We start from the raw sequence: 20935 nt of genomic DNA on the forward strand, positions 1-20935 counted from the left end.
GCACCATTACAGGGTCGCCGCCACCTCATCAGAGATCTCACCGTTATGGTAGACTTCCTGGACATCGTCACAGTCTTCCAGCATATCGATCAGACGTAGCAGTTTCGGCGCGGTTTCCGCATCCATATCCGCTTTGGTTGACGGGATCATGGACACTTCGGCGCTGTCCGCTTTCAGACCCGCCGCTTCCAGCGCGTCACGCACTTTGCCCATCTCTTCCCAGGCAGTGTAAACATCAATCGCGCCATCATCATAGGTCACAACATCTTCCGCGCCAGCTTCCAGAGCGGCTTCCATGATGGTGTCTTCATCGCCTTTCTCAAAGGAGATGACCCCTTTCTTACTGAACAGGTACGCCACTGAACCATCGGTACCCAGATTACCGCCGCACTTGCTGAAAGCATGACGCACTTCCGCTACGGTACGGTTACGGTTGTCACTCAGACACTCAATCATAATGGCCGTGCCGCCAGGACCATAACCTTCATAGATGATGGTTTCCATGTTTGAGTCTTCATCACCACCCACACCGCGAGCGATGGCACGGTTCAGAGTGTCGCGGGTCATGTTGTTGGCCAGCGCTTTATCTACAGCCGCGCGCAGACGCGGGTTGGCATCCGGATCGCCGCCGCCCAATTTAGCTGCCGTTACCAGTTCACGAATAATTTTAGTGAAGATTTTACCGCGCTTGGCATCCTGCGCAGCTTTACGATGTCTGGTGTTGGCCCATTTACTATGACCTGCCATAAATATTTCCTCAAAAAAAGCGCGCCTTTTCAGGCGACGTTAATGACAAACTCTTCAATCGCTTGCCGGTTACTCCAGGACTTGGTAAGCGCCGCCGCGTCAGGCGCATCAAGCCACTGGTACGTCAGATGTTCAGTGAATATCACCTGCCGCTCATGCGGTAACGCAAGGCAGAACCAGAATTCTGTATTGTGCATAACGCCCGGCGCATAGCGATGACGTAAATGTGAAAAAATTTCAAACTCCACCGTACGTTGGCAGTCGATTAAGGTCAGTTGCTCTGCCGCAACATCAATCGTGACCTCTTCTTTGACTTCACGTACGGCGGCCTGCAACGCGGTCTCCCCTTCTTCTATGCTGCCAGTCACTGACTGCCAAAAATCCGGGTCATCGCGTCGCTGCAACATTAGCACCCGTTTCGTATCCTGCGCGAAAATAACCACCAGGACCGAAACGGGGCGCTTGTACACTTTATCCTTCACGCGACCTCGTTGTTGGCTGTTGGGTGACGGATGAGACTCGCCCCTGCGGGCCGCCGCGATATCACGCGAATGATGTCGTGTACATTGTTCATATCAGTTATTCTCGGCTTTCTTCACAACCTGAATCCCTAACTCCGTCAACGCTGCCTGGTTGGCGAAACTCGGCGCTTCGGTCATCAGACACGCGGCGGCGGTCGTTTTCGGGAAGGCGATAACATCACGAATATTGTCGGTGCCGGTCAACAGCATGGTCAGACGGTCCAGACCAAACGCCAGGCCCGCATGCGGCGGCGTACCGTATTTCAACGCATCCAACAGGAAGCCGAACTTCTCGCGCTGCTCCTGCTCATTGATACCGAGAATACCAAATACGGTTTGCTGCATTTCACCGTTGTGAATACGCACCGAACCGCCGCCCACTTCATAGCCGTTAATCACCATATCGTAAGCGTTAGCGACGGCTTCTTCCGGGGCAGTTTTCAGTTCAGACGCCGTCATGTCACGCGGGGCGGTGAACGGATGGTGCATCGCGGTCAGACCGCCTTCGCCGTCGTCTTCGAACATCGGGAAGTCAATCACCCACAGCGGCGCCCATTTGTCTTCGTCGGTCAGGCTCAGGTCTTTGCCCAGTTTCAGACGCAACGCGCCCAGCGCATCGGCAACCACTTTTTTGTTATCTGCGCCGAAGAAGATCATGTCGCCGTCCTGCGCGCCGGTACGTTCAAGGATAGCCTCGACAATGTCGGCGGTCAGGAACTTGGCCACCGGACTGTTAATCCCGTCCAGACCTTTCGCGCGCTCGTTAACTTTGATATACGCCAGTCCTTTCGCGCCGTAGATCTTAACAAAGTTACCATAATCGTCGATCTGCTTACGGCTAAGCTGTGCGCCGCCAGGCACACGCAGCGCTGCCACGCGGCCTTTCGGATCGTTAGCCGGGCCCGCGAAGACCGCGAACTCTACCGATTTCAGCAGGTCAGCGACATCTACCAGCTCCATCGGGTTACGCAGGTCTGGTTTGTCGGAACCGTAACGACGTTCCGCTTCGGCAAACGTCATGACCGGGAAATCCCCCAGATCCACGCCTTTCACTTCCAGCCACAAATGGCGCACCAGCGCTTCCATCACTTCGCGCACCTGTGGCGCGGTCATGAAGGAGGTCTCGACGTCGATCTGAGTAAACTCCGGCTGACGGTCAGCACGTAAGTCTTCATCACGGAAGCATTTGACTATCTGATAGTAACGGTCGAAACCGGACATCATCAGGAGCTGTTTGAACAGCTGCGGCGACTGCGGCAGCGCGTAGAATTTACCTTTGTGCACGCGCGAAGGCACCAGATAGTCGCGCGCGCCTTCCGGCGTGGCTTTGGTCAGCATCGGCGTTTCAATATCAAGGAAACCGTGATCGTCCATAAAACGACGCACCAGGCTGGTAATTTTGGCGCGAGTTTTCAGGCGCTGCGCCATTTCCGGACGACGCAAATCCAGATAGCGGTACTTGAGACGCGCCTCTTCGGTATTAACGTGGTTAGCGTCAAGCGGCAGTGAGTCTGCGCGGTTGATGATAGTGAGAGAGGACGCCAGCACTTCAATTTCGCCGGTCGCCATATCCGCATTGACGTTTTTCGCGTCACGCGCACGCACGGTGCCCGTAACCTGAATGCAGAACTCATTACGCAGTTCAGAGGCCAGCTTTAACGCGTCCGCACGATCCGGATCGAAGAACACCTGCACAATACCTTCGCGGTCGCGCATATCGATAAAGATCAGGCTGCCAAGATCACGACGACGGTTGACCCAACCACACAGAGTCACCTGCTGCCCCACGTGGGACAGACGTAGCTGTCCGCAATATTCTGTACGCATGAGATATCCCTTAACTTAGCCGCAGGCGGATTGTTGCCTGCCATGCAGGCGACGAAGTCGCAGCTTTAGCTGTATGTCACAACTGGATGAAAAAAGGCGGCTATTATACTGGAAATTCTGCCGCACGATAAGAGTCAATCCAGCATGGGAGCGATAACTTGCCCGTTTCATGCGGGATCGACGCCTGGTTCATACTGACTGTACCCGGCTTTTTCACGCGGGTATTGCGTATGCTCACAAAAATTAACAATATTTGTCGCCGCTTTCCCCTTTAATCGCGCTTAAGGTGTAGTGAAATCCGCTATTTTTAGGAGAGTGATTATCATGCTGAAACTCAACGCGACCACAACCGCCCTGGTGGTTATTGATTTACAGGAAGGAATTCTTCCGTTTGCCGGCGGCCCGTATACGGCAAATGAGGTGGTCGCCCGCGCCGCGCGGCTGGCGGAAAAGTGTCGCGCCAACGGCTCGCCCGTGGTTATGGTACGCGTTGGATGGTCTGATGATTATGCCGAAGCGTTAAAACAGCCGGTGGATGCCGCAACGCCTGCGCACGCGTTGCCGGAAAACTGGTGGACCTGGCCTACGGCATTGGGTAAAAAGGACAGCGATCTGGAAGTGACTAAACGCCAGTGGGGCGCGTTTTACGGCACCGATCTGGAATTACAGCTTCGCCGCCGGGGTATCGACACCATCATATTGTGCGGGATCTCAACCAATATCGGCGTCGAATCCACAGCGCGCAACGCCTGGGAGTTAGGATTTAACCTTATTATTGCCGAAGATGCCTGTAGCGCCGCCAGCAGTGAGCAGCATCAGAGCAGTATGACGCATATTTTCCCGCGCATTGGCCGGGTACGCAGCGTAGAGGATATTTTAAACGCCTTATGATCTACATTGGCCTGCCGCAATGGTCGCACCCGAAATGGGCGCGGCTCGGCATCACCAGTCTGGAAGAGTATGCCCGCCACTTTAATTGCGTGGAGGGCAACACCACGCTTTACGCGCTGCCGAAAGCGGAAATTGTCGATCGCTGGTATGCGCAAACTACGGACGATTTCCGTTTTTGCTTTAAATTTCCCGCCACCATTTCTCACCAGGCCGCGCTGCGTCATTGCGACGATCTGGTACAGGCGTTTTTTACCCGCCTGGCGCCGCTGGAAACGCGTATTGGCCAATACTGGCTGCAGTTGCCCGCCGCCTTTGGACCGCGCGATCTCCCCGCCTTATGGCAGTTTCTTGATGCGCTCCCCGCCACGTTTACCTATGGCGTAGAAGTTCGTCATCCGTGTTTTTTTGACAAAGGTGAGGATGAACAGCGGCTCAATCGCGGGTTACACGCGCGCGGCGTAAACCGCGTGATCCTGGATAGTCGTCCGGTACATGCCGCCCATCCCCACAGCGAGGCCGTCCGCGACGCGCAGCGAAAAAAACCCAAAGTCCCGGTACATGCAGTCGTGACGGCCAGCCACCCGATGGTGCGTTTTATCGGTAGCGATAATATGGCGCAAAACCGTGAGTTTTTCGCCGCCTGGTTGCAGAAACTCCCGCAGTGGCGGCAGACCACCACGCCTTTTCTGTTTTTACATACTCCGGATATCGCGCAGGCGCCGGAACTGGTGAATACGCTTTGGCATGATTTACGCAGCGTCTTACCGGAAATCGGCACTGCTCCGTCCATTCCACAGCAATCTTCTCTTTTCTGAAAATGCCCCCTATCATAGACAGTGCCATCAGCCATTTTAAAAGGGAGTTTGTATGGTAAGCGCGCTGTATGCCGTTTTGGGTGCGTTATTATTAATGAAGTTCTCTTTTAATGTCGTTCGCTTGCGAATGCAGTACCGTGTCGCCTATGGCGACGGCGGTTTTAGCGAATTGCAAAGCGCCATCCGTATTCATGGCAACGCGGTGGAATATATTCCTGTCGCGCTGGTGCTGCTGCTGTTTATGGAAATGAACGGCGCCGAAACGTGGATGGTGCATATCTGCGGCATCATTTTAATCGCCGGTCGGCTGATGCATTATTACGGTTTTCACCACCGCCTGTTCCGCTGGCGGCGGGCGGGGATGAGCGCGACCTGGTGCGCATTGTTGCTGATGGTGCTGGCAAACCTGTGGTATATGCCCTGGGAGTTGGTTTTCTCCCTGTATTAGCGCACAATATGCGCCTTTATTTTTCCCGGATGTATACGTTATGTCTCACCGCGACACGCTTTTTTCTGCGCCTATCGCCCGTCTCGGCGACTGGACTTTTGATGAACGAGTAGCCGAAGTTTTCCCCGACATGATTCAGCGTTCGGTACCAGGCTACTCCAACATCATCTCCATGATTGGCATGTTGGCTGAACGCTTTGTGCAGCCGAACACGCAGGTCTACGATCTGGGCTGCTCGCTGGGTGCCGCGACGCTGTCTGTTCGGCGTAATATCCGCCATGAGCATTGTCGCATTATCGCCGTCGATAACTCCCCGGCCATGATTGAACGCTGCCGCCGTCATATTGATGCGTATAAAGCGCCTACGCCGGTTGAAGTCGTTGAAGGCGATATCCGCGATATCACTATTGAAAACGCCTCGATGGTGGTGCTGAATTTTACCCTGCAATTCCTTGAACCTGCCGAACGCCAGGCATTGCTGGATAAGATTTACCTGGGGTTGAATCCCGGCGGCGCGCTGGTACTGTCGGAAAAATTTAGCTTTGAAGATGCGAAAGTGGGCGAGCTGTTATTCAACATGCACCACGATTTTAAACGCGCGAATGGGTACAGCGAACTGGAGATCAGCCAGAAGCGCAGTATGCTGGAAAACGTGATGCTCACCGACTCGGTGGAAACACATAAAGCGCGCCTGCGTCAGGCGGGTTTCGAACACAGTGAACTGTGGTTCCAGTGCTTTAATTTCGGGTCGCTTGTCGCGTTAAAAGCCGGAGTTGCCGCATGATCGAGTTTGGTAACTTTTATCAGCTCATTGCTAAAAATCATCTCTCCCACTGGCTGGAAACATTGCCCGCGCAGATTGCCGCCTGGCAACGCGAGCAGCAGCATGGCTTGTTTAAACAGTGGTCGAACGCGGTAGAATTTTTACCGGAAATTACGCCCTGGCGGCTGGATTTACTGCACAGTGTCACGGCGGAAAGCGAAACGCCGCTCAGCGAAGGTCAGCTAAAGCGTATTGATACATTGCTGCGTAATCTGATGCCGTGGCGTAAAGGCCCGTTCTCGCTTTATGGCGTAGATATTGATACCGAATGGCGCTCAGACTGGAAGTGGGATCGCGTACTGCCGCATCTGTCAGATTTAACCGGCCGGACGATCCTTGATGTCGGCTGCGGCAGCGGCTATCACCTGTGGCGGATGATTGGCGCGGGCGCACATCTGGCGGTCGGCATCGATCCTACGCAGCTTTTCCTCTGCCAGTTTGAGGCGGTGCGTAAACTGTTGGGTAACGATCAGCGCGCGCATCTGCTGCCGTTGGGCATTGAACAACTCCCGGCGCTGAAAGCATTTGATACCGTCTTCTCGATGGGAGTGCTTTATCACCGTCGCTCGCCGCTGGAGCATCTGTGGCAGTTAAAAGATCAGTTGGTCAACGAGGGTGAACTGGTACTGGAAACGCTGGTCGTCGACGGCGACGAAAATACCGTTTTAGTGCCCGGGGATCGCTATGCCCAAATGCGTAATGTCTATTTTATTCCTTCCGCGCCGGCATTAAAAAAATGGCTGGAAAAATGCGGCTTTATTGACGTGCGTATCGCCGATGTCTGCGTCACTACCACCGAAGAGCAGCGCCGTACCGAATGGATGGTTACCGAGTCGCTGGCCGATTTCCTCGACCCGAACGATCGCAGCAAGACGGTGGAAGGCTATCCCGCCCCGCAGCGCGCGGTGCTGATTGCGCGTAAACCGTGATGGATTGCCGAATGACCGTTACGTATAGCACCGTTTCTCCAAAATAGTTCAAGTTGCAGCAAGGCGGCAACGCAGCAAATCCCCGGGAACGTAGGTAGTTACGTGACCGGGGTGCGCGAGGCGGCCAACGCTGCTGCGGCTTGAAATATGAAGGAGAAAAAAAGGCCCCTGTTGAATTGGCAGGGGCCTGGTACGAGCAAGCATCATATTGGGCGACATGATGCAACGGTAAAAATCATTTGGCCTGATGGCGAACAATGATTCCTTTCATTTCAGCGACCGCCGCACCCTCTACTCTATAGCGAGAATACTCGTCCGCCTGTATATCGGCAGACATCGATAACCCCTGATTGCGATAGCGCATCGGCGAAGGCAGTAAGACTCCGGCGGAACTGTGTACTTCCCGTACTCCGGCATCGAGGAAATTCTGCAGGTTATTTGCACGAACCCCCGCACCAGCCATAATGGTTGGAGCATCCCCTTGGGCAATAAGTTCCATAATTATTGATAAACCTTGCGCCGCATCGGCTTTTTGTCCGGAAGTCAGTACTCTTGCTACGCCTGCGTCAGCCAGATTCTTTAGCGCATTGAAGGGATTAGCGCACATATCGAAGGCGCGGTGGAATGTCACCGCCAGCGGCCCGGCCGCCGCCATTATTTTTTCCATTCGCGACATATCGACATCCCCATCAACGGTCAACACGCCAGTAACCAGCCCGGGAAAACCCAACTCTCTGACGAGGCGGATATCTTCCAGCATGGCGGCAAATTCGCCGTCAGTGTAGTAAAAATCCCCGCCGCGAGGACGAATAATCGGATGTACGGGAATCGTAATATGCTCGCGTACGCTGCGTAAGACGCCGAAAGAAGGCGTAAGCCCCCCTTCTTTCGGCGCGGCGCACAGTTCGATACGATCCGCGCCGTTTCGCTGCGCGGTGAGCGCGCATTCCATGCTGTAACAACAGATCTCAAGTAACGCCATATTCACTCCGCTCGGCAGGTTAATGGGCCGCCTGTTCGCTGGCGACAATCGCTTCAATCGACCATGGATGAAATTTTACCGTGATGCGGCCATCGGTCACGGCCAGCGTAGGGTTTGGCAAACGTTCATGCTCGCCCTGTGGCGAACTGGTTTTAACCACTATCCCCGGCTGACTAAGCCCCTCATCCGACAACAACGCCAGGGCCCTCGCATTCAAGGTCTCCGGCTCACCGGGCAGCACGATTTCAATATGCTCCCACCCCTCGTGTGGATAGCGTTTTTCTCCCGGCCACGGTAATTCAATAACAGAAAACCGCCAGTGTTCCACACATACCGGTTCATGCAGTTTAAACAGACAAATCGGCCTGCCGTTGATGATATTTTCCGACAGTAGCTCGCCGCATTGTTCAAAACCGCGACGCCAACGCTCCGCCGTCGTATTCTGGTGACAGCGCAATGAAATGTGATCGGCCTCAAGGGCGCTAATCTGCAGACCAAGGCGAGTGGAAAGTTCTCTGAACGCCAGAGTGAATCGCGGTAAATCTGCCGAAATATCATGCAGTTCATCAATGTGTTGCCAGTTCGCCATATCAGGACGCTCTTCTTGCTGTGAAAACCGCTAATTTACGCTGTTGCGCCCCGGCAACCAACCTTTGATTTGATTGGGCGTTTATTGAATGCTTATGCAGATTATTGTTGCGTATATTTCAGGCGACGCGCCGCGCGCGCAATGCTGACGCCAACGGGCATTTGCAGTATACTCCCGCCCTAATTCTTAAACTGGCGCGGGCAATACAGTCCGCTTCATAAACGTAAGGTATTCCGGTGAATATTCAGGCTCTTCTCTCAGAAAAAGTTAGTCAGGCCATGATTGCTGCAGGCGCGCCTGCAGATTGCGAGCCCCAGGTTCGTCAGTCAGCCAAAGTTCAGTTCGGCGACTATCAGGCCAACGGCATGATGGCAGTTGCGAAAAAACTGGGTATGGCCCCCCGACAACTTGCAGAGCAGGTGCTGACTCATCTGGATCTCAGCGGCATCGCCAGCAAGGTTGAAATCGCCGGCCCTGGCTTTATCAATATTTTCCTCGAACCGGCTTTTCTCGCTGAACAGGTGCAACAGGCGCTGGCCTCCGATCGTCTGGGCGTTTCTCAGCCGACTCGTCAGACAATTGTCGTCGACTACTCCGCGCCCAACGTCGCGAAAGAGATGCACGTCGGTCATCTACGCTCCACGATTATCGGCGATGCGGCAGTACGCACGCTGGAGTTTCTGGGCCATCATGTTATTCGCGCTAACCACGTCGGCGACTGGGGTACCCAGTTCGGTATGCTTATCGCCTGGCTGGAAAAACAGCAGCAGGAAAACGCGGGCGACATGGCGCTGGCGGATCTCGAAGGATTTTACCGCGATGCGAAAAAGCATTATGACGAAGATGAAGCGTTTGCCGAGCGCGCGCGTAACTACGTCGTCAAATTGCAGAGCGGTGATACCTATTTCCGTGAGATGTGGCGTAAGCTGGTTGATATCACGATGACGCAAAACCAGATCACCTATGATCGTCTGAACGTCACTCTGACGCGTGACGATGTGATGGGCGAAAGTCTGTATAATCCGATGCTGCCGGGCATCGTCGCCGATCTGAAAGCCAAAGGCCTGGCGGTTGAAAGCGAAGGCGCAACGGTGGTTTTCCTTGATGAGTTTAAAAACAAGGAAGGCGACCCGATGGGCGTCATTATTCAGAAGAAAGATGGCGGTTATCTGTATACCACTACCGATATCGCCTGCGCCAAATACCGTTACGAAACGCTGCACGCCGACCGCGTGCTCTACTACATTGACTCCCGTCAGCACCAGCACCTGATGCAAGCCTGGACCATTGTGCGTAAAGCCGGTTATGTGCCGGATTCCGTTCCGCTGGAACATCACATGTTCGGCATGATGTTGGGTAAAGACGGTAAACCGTTTAAAACTCGCGCGGGCGGTACGGTGAAACTGGCTGACCTGCTGGATGAGGCGCTGGAGCGCGCGCGTCGTCTGGTGGCGGAGAAGAACCCGGATATGCCGGCTGACGAGCTGGAAAAACTGGCTAACGCCGTCGGTATTGGCGCGGTGAAATACGCCGATCTGTCAAAAAACCGCACCACTGACTATATCTTCGACTGGGATAATATGTTGGCTTTCGAAGGCAATACCGCTCCTTATATGCAGTATGCCTATACGCGTGTGCTGTCTGTTTTCCGTAAAGCGGACATCGACGAGCAGGCGCTGGCGAGCGCGCCGGTTATCATTAGCGAAGATCGCGAAGCGCAGCTCGCTGCCCGTTTGCTGCAGTTTGAAGAAACCCTGACGGTGGTCGCGCGTGAAGGTACGCCGCACGTCATGTGCGCGTATCTGTATGACGTCGCCGGGCTGTTCTCCGGCTTCTACGAGCACTGCCCTATTCTCAGCGCCGAGAATGACGCGGTTCGCAATAGCCGCCTAAAACTGGCGCAACTGACGGCGAAGACGCTGAAACTGGGTCTGGATACGTTGGGTATCGAAACCGTAGAACGCATGTAAACGCGCCGTCGTTAACATCATCAGGCCTGACTCCGGGTAACGGACTCAGGCCTTTTTATTGCCACAGCGGTATATCTGTAACAAATCACAAGGAATGACACATTTCTATAGAGAGATGGAACATCTTTTACCTGTGCTGGCGCTGACCGCCCCGTATCATTAGGCGGCGGATTGTTCAGGTACAGGTAATGACTTTTAAAGACTTTGATGCGGAAGAGAAACTCTTCCTGAGACGTGTGATTGTGGCGTTTGGTGTAGTGGTTGTCTGCTTTGGTATCCTGATCTTCAACCTCTATAACTTGCAAATCCGCCAGCACCACTACTACACCACCCGTTCGAATGAGAACGATATCAAGATGCTACCCGTCGCGCCCACGCGCGGCATCATTTACGATCGCAACGGCATTCCGCTGGTGCGTAACGTAACCTGGTATGATATCGCGGTTACGCCCTATAAAATTGCCGATATGGATGCGCTGCTAAAACAGCTCACCCCTATTGTTGATCTCTCCCCCGATGATATCGCCGACTTTCGCCGCGCGCTAAAATCCAGTAGCCGCTATCGTCCGGTAGTGCTCAAAAACGCGCTAACGGATGTTGAAATCGCACGCTTTGCGGTCAATCAGTTTCATTTCAACGGCGTCACGATCAATAGCTATCAGGATCGGCAGTATCCTTACGGCGCGGAACTGGCGCATGTTCTCGGTTACGTGTCAAAGATAAACGATAACGACCTTAAAGCGCTGGATAAAAAAGGGCTGGCAGAGAATTACGCGGCGGACCATAACATCGGTAAACAGGGGATTGAGCGTTACTACGAAAACGATCTTCATGGCAAAACCGGTTATCAGGAGGTCGAGGTGGATAATCACGGGCGTATTGTCCGCCTGCTGAAAGACGTTCCTCCCATCGCGGGTAAGAACATTCACCTGACGCTGGATCTCCATTTACAAGAGTACATTGAAAATTTGCTGGCCGGGCAGCGTGCTGCCGTACTGGTTGAAGATCCGCACGATGGTTCAGTGCTGGCGATGGTATCTATGCCCAGCTACGACCCGAACCCCTTTGTAAAAGGCATTAGCTATCAGGATTACGGCAAACTGCTGCACGATAAAAATCTGCCGCTGATCAACCGCGTGACGCAAGGGCTTTATCCCCCGGCGTCAACGGTTAAACCCTATATGGCGATGTCCGCGCTGTTATGCGGGATTATTACGCCGCAAACCACCTTCTTTGGCGCGCCAACCTGGACGCTTCCCGGCACGCAGCGGCATTACCGGGACTGGAAAAAAACCGGACACGGTATGCTGGATGTCACTAAAGCGATTGAGGAATCTGCGGATACCTTTTTCTATCAGGTCGCTTATATGATGGGTATTGACCGTATCGACACGATGTTGTCTCAGTTCGGCTATGGCAAACCGACGGGTATCGACCTTAATGAAGAGTATGACGGGCTGCTTCCCAGCCGCGCATGGAAACAGCGGGTCCATAAAAAAGCCTGGTATCAGGGCGATACCATCTCTGTCGGCATCGGCCAGGGCTACTGGATTGCCACCCCCATCCAGATGGTAAAAGCGATGGTGGCGCTCATCAACAACGGTAAGGTGATTGCCCCTCACCTGTTACTCAATGAAGAGAGCGGCAAAACGGTGGTTCCGTATCGTCCTTCCGGAACAGCGGCACAGATAGCCGATCCGGCGTCGCCATACTGGGGACTGGTGCGTCAGGCGATGTACGGCATGGCGAATGCACCCAACGGAACGGGCTATAAGTTCTTTCACACCGCGCCCTACGGCATTGCGGCCAAAAGCGGCACGTCGCAGGTGTTTAGCCTGAAAGAAAATCAGACCTACAATGCGAAAATGATCCCCATTCGCCTGCGCGATCATGTGTTTTATACCGCTTTTGCACCGTATAAAAACCCTAAGGTCGCTATTGCCTTGATTCTGGAAAACGGCGGAAGCGACGGCGTTACCGCCGCGCCCATCATGCGAAAAATCCTTGACCACCTGTTTGATCCACAGGCTGATACCACACAGTCGGGTCAGGCGCCATAGTCAAATAAGCAAAGCGCCATCAGACAAGGATACGACCGGAATATCTGCATACATCAGAAATAGTTACGCAGATATTCCGTCAAACACAGCATTGCCATCGCCTGCCCGTAAGGCATAGAGGTCAACGGAATATGACGGTAAAAATCGAGATCGTGGCCCATGCCAGTGCCAAATGATGTTTGCAGCAGTTCGCCTTCCGGCGAGATATGTTTCACTATCCCCCGAATAGCTTTTTCCGCCACCTGCGCATAGTGCCGTTCGACATAGCGTTTGCGCACCGCTTTAAGAATACCGTAGGCAAAACCCGCCGTCGCCGACGCCTCAAGATAAGAGTGCGGATCGTCAAGCAGCGTATGCCACAAACCGCTTTCATCCTGACATTTCGCCAGCGCGGCGATCTGCGCATTCAGTACCTGGACCAGATAACGGCGCACGGCATTATTTTCCGGCAAGTCCAGCAGTTCAAGAAAATCCGGGATCACAATGGTCAGCCAGCTGTTGCCGCGCGCCCAGCGAGCGTTAGCGAAGTTATGATGACCGTCATAGCTCCAGCCGTGGAACCACAGCCCCGTCTCTTTATCCATCAAATTCTGCACGTGCAGCAGGAACTGATAGGTTGCCTCTTCCACATATTCCGGCCGGTTCAACAGTTTACCGATTTTCGCCAGCGGCAGCACCGTCATCATTAGCGTGTCGTCCCACATCTGCTGATGATTTTCCTCCGCCAGCGTGATGTGCTGCATTCCGCCGTGATCGGTACGGGGCATTTCATTCATCGCCCATTCGGCCCACGTTTCCAGCCACGGTAAATACGCTGGATTACGCGTCTCTTCATAGCGATACGCCAGCGTTAAAAACGGTGCCATCGTATTAACGTTTTTCGTCGCCGCGCCTTCCGCAAAACGATCGGCAAACCAGTCATCAATGATCTTACGCATCGTCTGGTCGCCGGTCTGTTGGTAATAGTGATACATTCCGTACAGGCCCACGCCGTGCGTCCACTCCCATCCGGCCCAGCCTTTAGTATCGATCACGCGTCCGTCGTCCAGTCGCAATAAAAATTCGCCTGTCTCATCTTTAATATTGACCAGGTTATGCGTCACCTTTTGCACCAGGGCTTTTAGTTCATCTCTGGCGATAAAATGCTCAGGCTGACGCAATAGCGGACTGTGTTTGACTGGATAAACCATCATTTGCTTAACCTCTGTGTAATGTCGAATTCAGTGCTGCGTGCAGTTTTACCGCCGACGCAGTCGATTCGCTACAGTAAAAGCTAAGCTGGGCGGAAACCTTTTTGTTTCTGCCATTGCCAGAGCGTAAATGGCAAAAACGCAAAGAGTCCGGCAACCTACCTCACCATTTTATAAAACAGCGTTTCTATTTATTCAAAAAGAGAGTCAGGTCTGCTACCTGGCAAAGAAAGGGGCGGTTAGCGGTAGTTCACAATCACCTGATTGCTCCGCACTTTTAACGCCGGGATAAGTCGGCCGCCGCCGGGGACTTCCCAGACAAAGCGGAGCGGCTCGACTGCGGGAACATGAGCAAAACCGTGGGTCGTGCCACTCTGACCATCAAGTTCTACGCAACGGGACTGGGAACATAAACGTACCCGTAATCCTGCGGGGGTCGGGCCATTCAGTTCATAACGCCAGGCGACCAGCGTCATCACACCGGAAACCGGCTGACGCGCCGACAATGGCGAAGACGATGCGGAAACACCCCGGTAATTTAAGGTTACACCCATACCGCTATCCTGCCACGCGCCTTCGCCTGCGGCCTGAACCGTCAGGGGAAAGAGCAACAACGCCAGCCATTTACGCATTATTTTCCTCCAATGGTCGCCGTCATGCGGATATGACGGTTATCGGAAAGCTCAAGGTTCGACAACACCACCAGCTGCGGTAAACTGCGCCGCAAAAAGCGGGACAATAATGGACGTAGCGCATGGTTAACCAGTAATACCGGCGGCGCGCCAAGCATTTCCTGGCGAGAAAGCGCCTCTTGCGTCTGCGCCAGCAGGCGATCCGCCAACCCCGGCTCAAGCCCGCCGCCGCCCTGCAATGCCTGAAGCAGCAAACGCTCCAGCGCGGTATCCAGGCCAATCACCTGCACTTCTTCATTACCGGGGAACCACTGTTGCGTAATCGCTCGTCCTAATGCCACGCGTACCACGGCGGTTAATTCATGCGGATCGCTTTGTAACGGCGCATGTTCCGCCAGCGTTTCCAGAATGGTGCGCATATCGCGAATCGGGACTTTTTCCGCCAGTAAGTTTTGCAGGACTTTGTGTAAAGTCGTGAGGGTCACGACGCCGGGGACCAGATCCTCCGTGAGTTTAGGCATCTCCTGAGAGACACGATCCAACAGTTGCTGCGCTTCCTGGCGGCCAAACAGTTCGGCGGAGAATTGGCCAATCAAGTGGTTAAGGTGCGTCGCCACAACGGTACTGGCTTCAACAACGGTAAAGCCCTGAATTTGCGCCTGCTCTTTCAGGGCGCTTTCAATCCAGATGGCATCAAGGCCAAAAGCTGGATCGACGGTTTTCTCGCCCGGTAGCGTTCCCGCCGCCGTGCCGGGGTTAATAGCCAGCCAACGTCCCGGATAGGCGTCCCCGCTGCCGATCTCTACCCCTTTCATCAAAATACGGTAGCGCGCAGGCTGTAAATCCATATTGTCGCGAATATGGACCACCGGCGGCAGGAACCCCATATCCTGCGCGAATTTTTTACGAATGCTGCGAATACGTCCGAGCAATTCACCATCCTGTTGAAAATCCACCATCGGGATCAGGCGGTAGCCCACTTCCATTCCCAGTGAATCCTCAAGCTGTACGTCATTCCAGGTGGCTTCGACCACCGAGTTATTTTCCGGCATTTTTACCGGCTGCGGCTCCTCCGGCGCTTTTTCTTCACGCCCGCGCAGCCACCATGCCAGGCCGAGCAAAGCGGCGGTAAAGAGTAAAAATACCAGGTTAGGCATTCCAGGCACCATGCCAAGCAGCCCCAGCACCGCCGCCGCCAGCAGCATCACCCTTGGATTACTGAACAGTTGGCCAACCATCTGCTCGCCTACATCCTGATCGGTACTGACGCGGGTCACAATGACGCCCGCCGCCGTGGAGATAACCAGCGCCGGGATCTGGGCGACCAGGCCGTCGCCAATGGTCAGCAGGGTGTAGCTTTCCGCCGCACTGCCCATGCTCATTCCGTGCTGCAATACGCCGACCAGCAGCCCGCCGACCACGTTAATGACCATGATGAGAATACCGGCGATGGCGTCGCCGCGCACAAATTTACTTGCCCCGTCCATCGAGCCGTAGAAGTCGGCTTCCTGAGTGACTTCCGAACGCCGTTTTTTGGCCTCGTCTTCACCAATCAGACCGGCATTAAGATCGGCGTCAATCGCCATTTGCTTACCGGGCATACCATCCAGCACAAAGCGCGCGCCGACTTCGGCAATACGTCCGGCGCCTTTGGTGATGACCATGAAGTTGATAATGACGAGGATGATAAAAACCACAATCCCGATCGCGAAGTTACCGCCGACCAGGAAATGACCGAACGCCTCCACCACCTTTCCCGCCGCCGCCGCGCCGGTATGCCCTTCCATCAAAATAATGCGCGTTGAGGCAACGTTAAGCGCCAGACGCAGTAGCGTGGTAAACAGCAGAATGGTTGGAAACGCGGCAAAATCCAGAGTGCGCTGGGTAAACATCGCCACCAGCAGCACCATGATCGATAGCGCAATATTAAAGGTAAACAATAAGTCGAGGATAAAAGCAGGCAGCGGCAGCACCATCATCGACAAAATCAGCAGAATGAGGATCGGCCCGGCAAGAATTTGCCATTGCGTCGATTTCAGGTTGCTGGGCAGGCGCAGCATCGCGACCAGATTAGCCATCAGTATTCTTCTCGTTCATAAAATCCAGCGCTTCTGGCACCGGAAGGTTCTCAGGTTGTGGAGGACGTTGCCCGCCCGCAAGCCGCCAGCGTTTAAGCTGCCAGACCCAGGCCAACACTTCCGCAACGGCAGCATATAACTGCCCGGGAATTTGCTGACCGATTTCGGCGTGGCGATATAATGCCCGCGCCAGCGGCGGCGCTTCTAAAGTGGGAACCCGATGTTCAGCGCCGATCTCGCGAATGCGCAGCGCTATTAATCCAGCCCCCTTCGCGACCACTTTCGGCGCGCTCATTTTGTTTTCGTCATACTGCAGCGCCACGGAATAGTGCGTCGGGTTAGTGACAATGACGTCCGCTTTCGGCACATCTTCCATCATGCGGCGCTGCGCGGCGGCGCGTTGCATCTGGCGAATTTTGCCCTTAACATGCGGATCGCCTTCGCTCTCTTTAAATTCGTCGCGAATGTCCTGCCGCGACATGCGTAATTTTTTCAGGTGGCTAAAGATCTGGAAAAACACGTCAAATCCCACCATCGGAATCACGCCCAGTACCACCAGTAACGCGCAGAGTCCAACCAGATCCAACGCATTCCCCATTGCGACGATCGGCGACTCCGCCATCAGGCGCATCATTTGCGGCCAGTGATGCCAGAGATAAAAGCCGGTAACGCAGCCGACCAGCGTGGATTTCAACACCGCTTTTAGCAGTTCCGCGCCGGTCTGCGCCGAAAACATGCGCTTAATTCCCGGCAGCGGGTTTAATTTAGAAAATTTTGGCTGTAGCGACTTACCGCTAAAAATCAGGCCGCCAAGCATAACCGGCGAGATAAGCGCCACCAGCACCACGCCCGCGATGAGCGGTAGCAGTGCCATCATCGCCGCTTTAATCAGCAAAATTATCTGCCCCAGGATCAGGTTAGGATCGTTCACCATACGGTGATCGAAGTGCAGGCCTGCTGAGAGCATTCCCGCCAGCTGCCGCGCTAACGACTCGCCGCCGAACCAAATAATACAAACGCCCACCAGCAATATCAGCAGTGAGGTCAGTTCTCTGGAACGGGGGATCTGCCCTTCTTCCCGCGCTTTTTCAAGTCGGTGGGGTGTGGGGGCTTCTGTTTTGTCGTCGTCGCTCTCTTCTGCCACGCAGCAAACCCTGGATAGATTGATAAGCGAGAATGATGCCAGAACCGCTTTACGCCAATGGGCAGAGTAAGCGGTAAAAAAGGCGGGGTTTATGGCGTTAATAGAGATAGCCGGATACGATAAGAAAGTCTCGTATCCGGCCGGGTTGACGGATTCGGACCCGATAAGCGCCGCGCCATCAGGTCAAAAAAGCTTAAAAGCCAAGACTGTCCAGCAGGTCGTCCACCTGATCCTGACTGGCAACGACGCCAGCTTTCGAGGTATCCACCTGCGGGCCGTTGAGCAAGCTTTCGTTCTCGCGTTTTGGTCGCGCGCTCTGTTCCGGGATGTTTTCCAGCAGCACCATTAACAACTGGCGTTCAATCTCCTGAATCACGTCCATCATGCGTTTGATCACCTGACCCGTCAGATCCTGGAAATCCTGCGCCATCATGATGTCCAGCAGTTGCGCATTAGTAAAGCTGGTATGGCCCGGGACATCCCTGAGAAACTGGCGCGTATCCGTCACCAGTTCACGGGCGTCGGAAAGCTCGATCGGATTGTCAAACCACTCGTCCCAACGTTGGGTTAGCGCTTTCGCCTCTTTCTCCATCGCATCCTGATGCGGCTGCGAAGCTTCGACACTGTTTAGCGCGCGTTCCGCCGCCTGCGCCGTCATCTGGACGACATAATCCAGACGGTCGCGCGCATCAGGGATCGCCTCCGCCGCTTCGGCAATCGCCTGGTCCAGCCCCAGTTCACGCAGGCTGTCGCGCAGCATTCGGGTCAGACTACCGATGCGCGCAATGATGTCTCCTGCTGAGCCTTCATCAGCAGGCTTGATAGATGGTTGCATCATCATCGCATCCTCACATGCCCAGTTTCTCAAAGATTTTGTTGAGCTTCTCTTCCAGAGTCGCTGCGGTGAACGGTTTTACGACATAACCGCTGGCGCCAGCCTGTGCGGCGGCGATAATATTCTCTTTTTTGGCTTCCGCCGTGACCATCAACACGGGTAACGCCGACATGGCGCTATCGGCGCGAATGGTTTTCAGCAGCTCCAGGCCATCCATGTTCGGCATATTCCAGTCGGAGATAATAAAACCAAAGCCGCCCGCCTGGAGCTTGTTCAGTGCGTCGACGCCGTCTTCGGCCTCTTCCACATTGTTAAATCCAAGCTCTTTTAAGAGATTGCGCACGATACGACGCATGGTCGAAAAGTCATCCACAACCAAAAATTTAAGCTCTTTATCCGCCATAAAATACTACTCCTGGTTCAAATACGTATCGCCTGTCCGGCACTGATTTTCGCCAGCATCTGCTGGCTTACCTGGCTAAGATCGACCACTTCGCTTACGCCACCCATATTGATGGCCTCGCGCGGCATGCCGAACACCACACAACTTGCTTCGTTTTGCGCAATGGTCCAGGCGCCAGCCTGGTACATCGCTAACATTCCAGCGGCGCCATCGTTGCCCATCCCCGTAAGAATGACGCCTACGGCGTTGCGCCCCGCGTGTTTCGCCACCGAATGAAACAGCACATCCACGGAAGGCCGATGCCGGTTTACCGGCGGGCCATCATGAATTTTGATTTGATAATTCGCCCCGCTACGCGCCAGCTCCATATGCTTGTCGCCGGGCGCAATGTAGGCATGACCTGGCAATACGCGTTCGCCGTCCTCGGCCTCCTTCACGCTGATTTGACAGAGTTTATTCAGACGCTCGGCAAACGAGCGGGTAAAGCCAGGCGGCATATGCTGCGTAATAATCACTGCCGGACTGGAAAGCGGCAGCGGTTGCAGCACATGTCGGATAGCTTCAGTACCGCCCGTTGAAGCGCCGATAGCAATCAGTTTTTCCGAACTGAGCAGCGGACCCGCTTTTAAGGTTGTCGGGGCCGCCATCGGTTTATGTGCGGCGATGCGGGCCCGCGCGGCGGTACGCACTTTTTCGGCGATCATCTCGCTATACGCCAGCATACCTTCACGAATGCCAAGCTGCGGTTTAGTGACAAAATCGATGGCCCCCAACTCCAGTGCCCGTAGCGTCACTTCGGAACCTTTACCGGTCAGCGAAGAGACCATCACCACCGGCATCGGTCGCAGGCGCATCAGTTTTTCCAGAAAATCGAGGCCGTCCATACGCGGCATCTCAACGTCCAGGGTCAATACGTCCGGATTAAATTTTTTGATGAGATCCCTGGCGACCAACGGGTCCGGCGCAGTCGCCACCATCTCCATGTCGCTATGGCTATTAATAATTTCAGTCATGATTTGGCGCATTAGCGCGGAATCATCAACTGACAATACCCTGATTTTACTCATGCTTTATCCTTACTTAGCGCATACACCGTCTGTCCGCGCAGGCTAAACTCGCGCACGAGGTTGCTAAAGTTTTCTGAGTGACCGGCAAACAACAGTCCGTCAGGTTTAAGGAGTGGAACAAAACGGCGCAGAATGTCCTCCTGAGTCGTTTTATCAAAATAGATCATGACGTTACGGCAAAAAATCGCGTCAAAGGGACCGGGTACGTTGTACTGCTTTTCCAACAAATTAACGGAGGAAAATTCAACATAATTGGCCAGTTCCTGACGCACGCGCACCAGTCCTTCATGCGGCCCCGTACCGCGCATGAAGTAACGTTGTAGCTGCTGCGGCGATAACGTTTTCAGTTCGCTGAGGCGATAAATACCGCTTCTCGCTTTTTCCAGCACTTCAGTATCAATATCGCTGGCGAATACTTTCCAGCGACCGGGAGCCATCCCCAACGCATCCGCCAGCGTAATGGCGATACTGTAAGGTTCTTCTCCTGTCGATGCCGCCGCACTCCAGACGCGGTACTCGCCGTGGCGGCGACGCGCATGTTCCGCAAGGATGGGAAAATGGTGCGCCTCGCGAAAAAAAGCGGTCAGGTTGGTAGTCAGAGCGTTGATAAAAGCCTGCCACTCAGCGCTGTTTTGATTAGCCTCCAGCATACTGAGATAACGGCCAAAATCATCCAGTCCCAGGGCACGCAGCCGACGGACCAGGCGGTTATAAACCATATCCCGCTTATGGTCGGCCAGCACGATCCCTGCGCGCTGGTAGATTAATTGACATATCCGACGAAAATGCGCGTCGGACAGCGCGAGGCGCTGTGTCATCTGTAACAATACTGACGTTTGCCCGGAGGGCAGAGATGATGTCATAGCGCCTTCTTAATCACATTCAAAATACAACGGGCGCGCCCTGCGGCAGCGCCATGCTTCCCGTATTACACATTTTTTGCTTTTATCTATGCGAACCAGACGAAAGGGATCGGCGGGTTCG

At 54.3% G+C, this 20935-nt stretch carries 20 protein-coding genes; 7 read left to right on the forward strand and 13 right to left on the reverse strand.

Features of this window, described 5'->3' with window-relative positions:
• Window positions 1–6 precede the first annotated feature (6 nt).
• The 3 genes from ACLD4F_RS04800 to aspS all read right to left on the reverse strand — a co-directional run bounded on the left by ACLD4F_RS04800 (window position 7) and on the right by aspS (window position 3095).
• Window positions 7–747, reverse strand: a complete 741-nt coding sequence (locus ACLD4F_RS04800) for a YebC/PmpR family DNA-binding transcriptional regulator (protein WP_000907242.1) — start codon at window positions 745–747, stop codon at window positions 7–9.
• A 29-nt stretch (window positions 748–776) separates the two neighbouring features.
• A complete protein-coding gene (gene nudB / locus ACLD4F_RS04805) occupies window positions 777–1229 on the reverse strand; it encodes a dihydroneopterin triphosphate diphosphatase (RefSeq protein WP_000653693.1) in 453 nt (150 codons plus the stop codon).
• 93 nt (window positions 1230–1322) lie between these two features.
• Window positions 1323–3095: an aspartate--tRNA ligase gene (gene aspS, locus ACLD4F_RS04810; RefSeq protein ID WP_001258633.1), complete on the reverse strand. Its 1773-nt coding sequence runs from the start codon at window positions 3093–3095 to the stop codon at window positions 1323–1325.
• 324 nt (window positions 3096–3419) lie between these two features.
• On the opposite strand from aspS, the gene ACLD4F_RS04815 reads away from it, so the two are divergent.
• Genes ACLD4F_RS04815 through cmoB form a run of 5 tightly spaced genes read left to right on the forward strand, consistent with a single transcriptional unit; the run spans window position 3420 to window position 7001 of the window.
• A complete protein-coding gene (locus ACLD4F_RS04815; protein ID WP_000916144.1) occupies window positions 3420–3986 on the forward strand; it encodes a hydrolase in 567 nt (188 codons plus the stop codon).
• On the forward strand, window positions 3983–4801 hold the full coding sequence (locus ACLD4F_RS04820) for a DUF72 domain-containing protein (protein ID WP_000639226.1): 819 nt from the start codon (window positions 3983–3985) through the stop codon (window positions 4799–4801). The genes ACLD4F_RS04815 and ACLD4F_RS04820 overlap by 4 nt, the downstream gene beginning before the upstream one ends.
• Before the next feature lie 52 nt (window positions 4802–4853).
• Window positions 4854–5249, forward strand: a complete 396-nt coding sequence (locus ACLD4F_RS04825; protein ID WP_000252975.1) for an MAPEG family protein — start codon at window positions 4854–4856, stop codon at window positions 5247–5249.
• A 40-nt stretch (window positions 5250–5289) separates the two neighbouring features.
• Window positions 5290–6033 (forward strand): carboxy-S-adenosyl-L-methionine synthase CmoA, encoded by a 744-nt coding sequence (cmoA, locus tag ACLD4F_RS04830; RefSeq protein WP_000019609.1) that lies wholly within the window; start codon window positions 5290–5292, stop codon window positions 6031–6033.
• Complete coding sequence (gene cmoB, locus ACLD4F_RS04835; protein ID WP_000569026.1) at window positions 6030–7001, forward strand: tRNA 5-methoxyuridine(34)/uridine 5-oxyacetic acid(34) synthase CmoB; 972 nt, start codon at window positions 6030–6032, stop codon at window positions 6999–7001. Before cmoA ends, cmoB begins: the two co-directional genes overlap by 4 nt.
• A 235-nt stretch (window positions 7002–7236) precedes the next feature.
• Here the strand turns inward: cmoB and cutC are convergent, their stop codons facing one another.
• Entirely contained in the window at window positions 7237–7983 is a 747-nt protein-coding gene (gene cutC / locus ACLD4F_RS04840) for a copper homeostasis protein CutC (protein WP_001185770.1), read from the reverse strand.
• 19 nt (window positions 7984–8002) lie between these two features.
• Window positions 8003–8572, reverse strand: a complete 570-nt coding sequence (locus tag ACLD4F_RS04845) for a VOC family protein (RefSeq protein WP_000024794.1) — start codon at window positions 8570–8572, stop codon at window positions 8003–8005.
• A gap of 236 nt (window positions 8573–8808) precedes the next feature.
• Here ACLD4F_RS04845 and argS point away from each other — a divergent pair, with 236 nt between their 5' ends.
• Both argS and mrdA read left to right on the forward strand, forming a co-directional pair.
• Entirely contained in the window at window positions 8809–10542 is a 1734-nt protein-coding gene (gene argS / locus ACLD4F_RS04850; RefSeq protein ID WP_001025360.1) for an arginine--tRNA ligase, read from the forward strand.
• A 188-nt stretch (window positions 10543–10730) separates the two neighbouring features.
• Window positions 10731–12602 (forward strand): serine-type D-Ala-D-Ala carboxypeptidase MrdA, encoded by a 1872-nt coding sequence (gene mrdA / locus ACLD4F_RS04855; protein ID WP_411010697.1) that lies wholly within the window; start codon window positions 10731–10733, stop codon window positions 12600–12602.
• Between the two features lie 53 nt (window positions 12603–12655).
• Here the strand turns inward: mrdA and ACLD4F_RS04860 are convergent, their stop codons facing one another.
• From ACLD4F_RS04860 to cheR, 8 genes are all read right to left on the reverse strand, one after another.
• Complete coding sequence (locus ACLD4F_RS04860; protein WP_411010698.1) at window positions 12656–13795, reverse strand: glycoside hydrolase family 105 protein; 1140 nt, start codon at window positions 13793–13795, stop codon at window positions 12656–12658.
• A gap of 236 nt (window positions 13796–14031) precedes the next feature.
• Complete coding sequence (flhe, locus tag ACLD4F_RS04865; RefSeq protein WP_001233619.1) at window positions 14032–14424, reverse strand: flagellar protein FlhE; 393 nt, start codon at window positions 14422–14424, stop codon at window positions 14032–14034.
• The gene (gene flhA / locus ACLD4F_RS04870; protein WP_000002392.1) at window positions 14424–16502 is read right to left on the reverse strand and encodes a flagellar biosynthesis protein FlhA; all 2079 of its coding nucleotides are present in this window, start codon (window positions 16500–16502) and stop codon (window positions 14424–14426) included. Before flhA ends, flhe begins: the two co-directional genes overlap by 1 nt.
• Window positions 16495–17646, reverse strand: a complete 1152-nt coding sequence (gene flhB / locus ACLD4F_RS04875; RefSeq protein ID WP_000797081.1) for a flagellar biosynthesis protein FlhB — start codon at window positions 17644–17646, stop codon at window positions 16495–16497. Before flhB ends, flhA begins: the two co-directional genes overlap by 8 nt.
• 193 nt (window positions 17647–17839) lie before the next feature.
• Window positions 17840–18484 (reverse strand): protein phosphatase CheZ, encoded by a 645-nt coding sequence (cheZ, locus tag ACLD4F_RS04880; RefSeq protein WP_000983586.1) that lies wholly within the window; start codon window positions 18482–18484, stop codon window positions 17840–17842.
• Between the two features lie 10 nt (window positions 18485–18494).
• Window positions 18495–18884, reverse strand: coding sequence for a chemotaxis response regulator CheY (gene cheY, locus ACLD4F_RS04885; RefSeq protein ID WP_000763861.1), 390 nt, complete (start codon window positions 18882–18884; stop codon window positions 18495–18497).
• 17 nt (window positions 18885–18901) lie between these two features.
• Window positions 18902–19951 (reverse strand): protein-glutamate methylesterase/protein glutamine deamidase, encoded by a 1050-nt coding sequence (gene cheB, locus ACLD4F_RS04890; protein ID WP_000036392.1) that lies wholly within the window; start codon window positions 19949–19951, stop codon window positions 18902–18904.
• Window positions 19948–20814, reverse strand: a complete 867-nt coding sequence (gene cheR / locus ACLD4F_RS04895; RefSeq protein WP_000204362.1) for a protein-glutamate O-methyltransferase CheR — start codon at window positions 20812–20814, stop codon at window positions 19948–19950. The genes cheB and cheR overlap by 4 nt, the downstream gene beginning before the upstream one ends.
• Between the last annotated feature and the right edge of the window lie 121 nt (window positions 20815–20935).

This window comes from Salmonella sp. 741265050_HSA, from assembly GCF_046569445.1.
Lineage (GTDB): Bacteria > Pseudomonadota > Gammaproteobacteria > Enterobacterales > Enterobacteriaceae > Salmonella > Salmonella enterica.

Bases quoted from the DNA above. Each gene is read 5' to 3' on its own strand.
- cheR (WP_000204362.1), bottom strand. From the start codon at position 20,814: ATGACATCATCTCTGCCCTCCGGGCAAACGTCAGTATTGTTACAGATG.
- mrdA (WP_411010697.1), top strand. From the start codon at position 10,731: ATGACTTTTAAAGACTTTGATGCGGAAGAGAAACTCTTCCTGAGACGT.
- ACLD4F_RS04815 (WP_000916144.1), top strand. From the start codon at position 3,420: ATGCTGAAACTCAACGCGACCACAACCGCCCTGGTGGTTATTGATTTA.
- ACLD4F_RS04845 (WP_000024794.1), bottom strand. From the start codon at position 8,572: ATGGCGAACTGGCAACACATTGATGAACTGCATGATATTTCGGCAGAT.
- cheB (WP_000036392.1), bottom strand. From the start codon at position 19,951: ATGAGTAAAATCAGGGTATTGTCAGTTGATGATTCCGCGCTAATGCGC.
- cutC (WP_001185770.1), bottom strand. From the start codon at position 7,983: ATGGCGTTACTTGAGATCTGTTGTTACAGCATGGAATGCGCGCTCACC.
- cheZ (WP_000983586.1), bottom strand. From the start codon at position 18,484: ATGATGCAACCATCTATCAAGCCTGCTGATGAAGGCTCAGCAGGAGAC.
- ACLD4F_RS04825 (WP_000252975.1), top strand. From the start codon at position 4,854: ATGGTAAGCGCGCTGTATGCCGTTTTGGGTGCGTTATTATTAATGAAG.
- cmoA (WP_000019609.1), top strand. From the start codon at position 5,290: ATGTCTCACCGCGACACGCTTTTTTCTGCGCCTATCGCCCGTCTCGGC.
- ACLD4F_RS04820 (WP_000639226.1), top strand. From the start codon at position 3,983: ATGATCTACATTGGCCTGCCGCAATGGTCGCACCCGAAATGGGCGCGG.
- flhe (WP_001233619.1), bottom strand. From the start codon at position 14,424: ATGCGTAAATGGCTGGCGTTGTTGCTCTTTCCCCTGACGGTTCAGGCC.
- ACLD4F_RS04860 (WP_411010698.1), bottom strand. From the start codon at position 13,795: ATGATGGTTTATCCAGTCAAACACAGTCCGCTATTGCGTCAGCCTGAG.
- flhA (WP_000002392.1), bottom strand. From the start codon at position 16,502: ATGGCTAATCTGGTCGCGATGCTGCGCCTGCCCAGCAACCTGAAATCG.
- ACLD4F_RS04800 (WP_000907242.1), bottom strand. From the start codon at position 747: ATGGCAGGTCATAGTAAATGGGCCAACACCAGACATCGTAAAGCTGCG.
- cmoB (WP_000569026.1), top strand. From the start codon at position 6,030: ATGATCGAGTTTGGTAACTTTTATCAGCTCATTGCTAAAAATCATCTC.
- cheY (WP_000763861.1), bottom strand. From the start codon at position 18,884: ATGGCGGATAAAGAGCTTAAATTTTTGGTTGTGGATGACTTTTCGACC.
- aspS (WP_001258633.1), bottom strand. From the start codon at position 3,095: ATGCGTACAGAATATTGCGGACAGCTACGTCTGTCCCACGTGGGGCAG.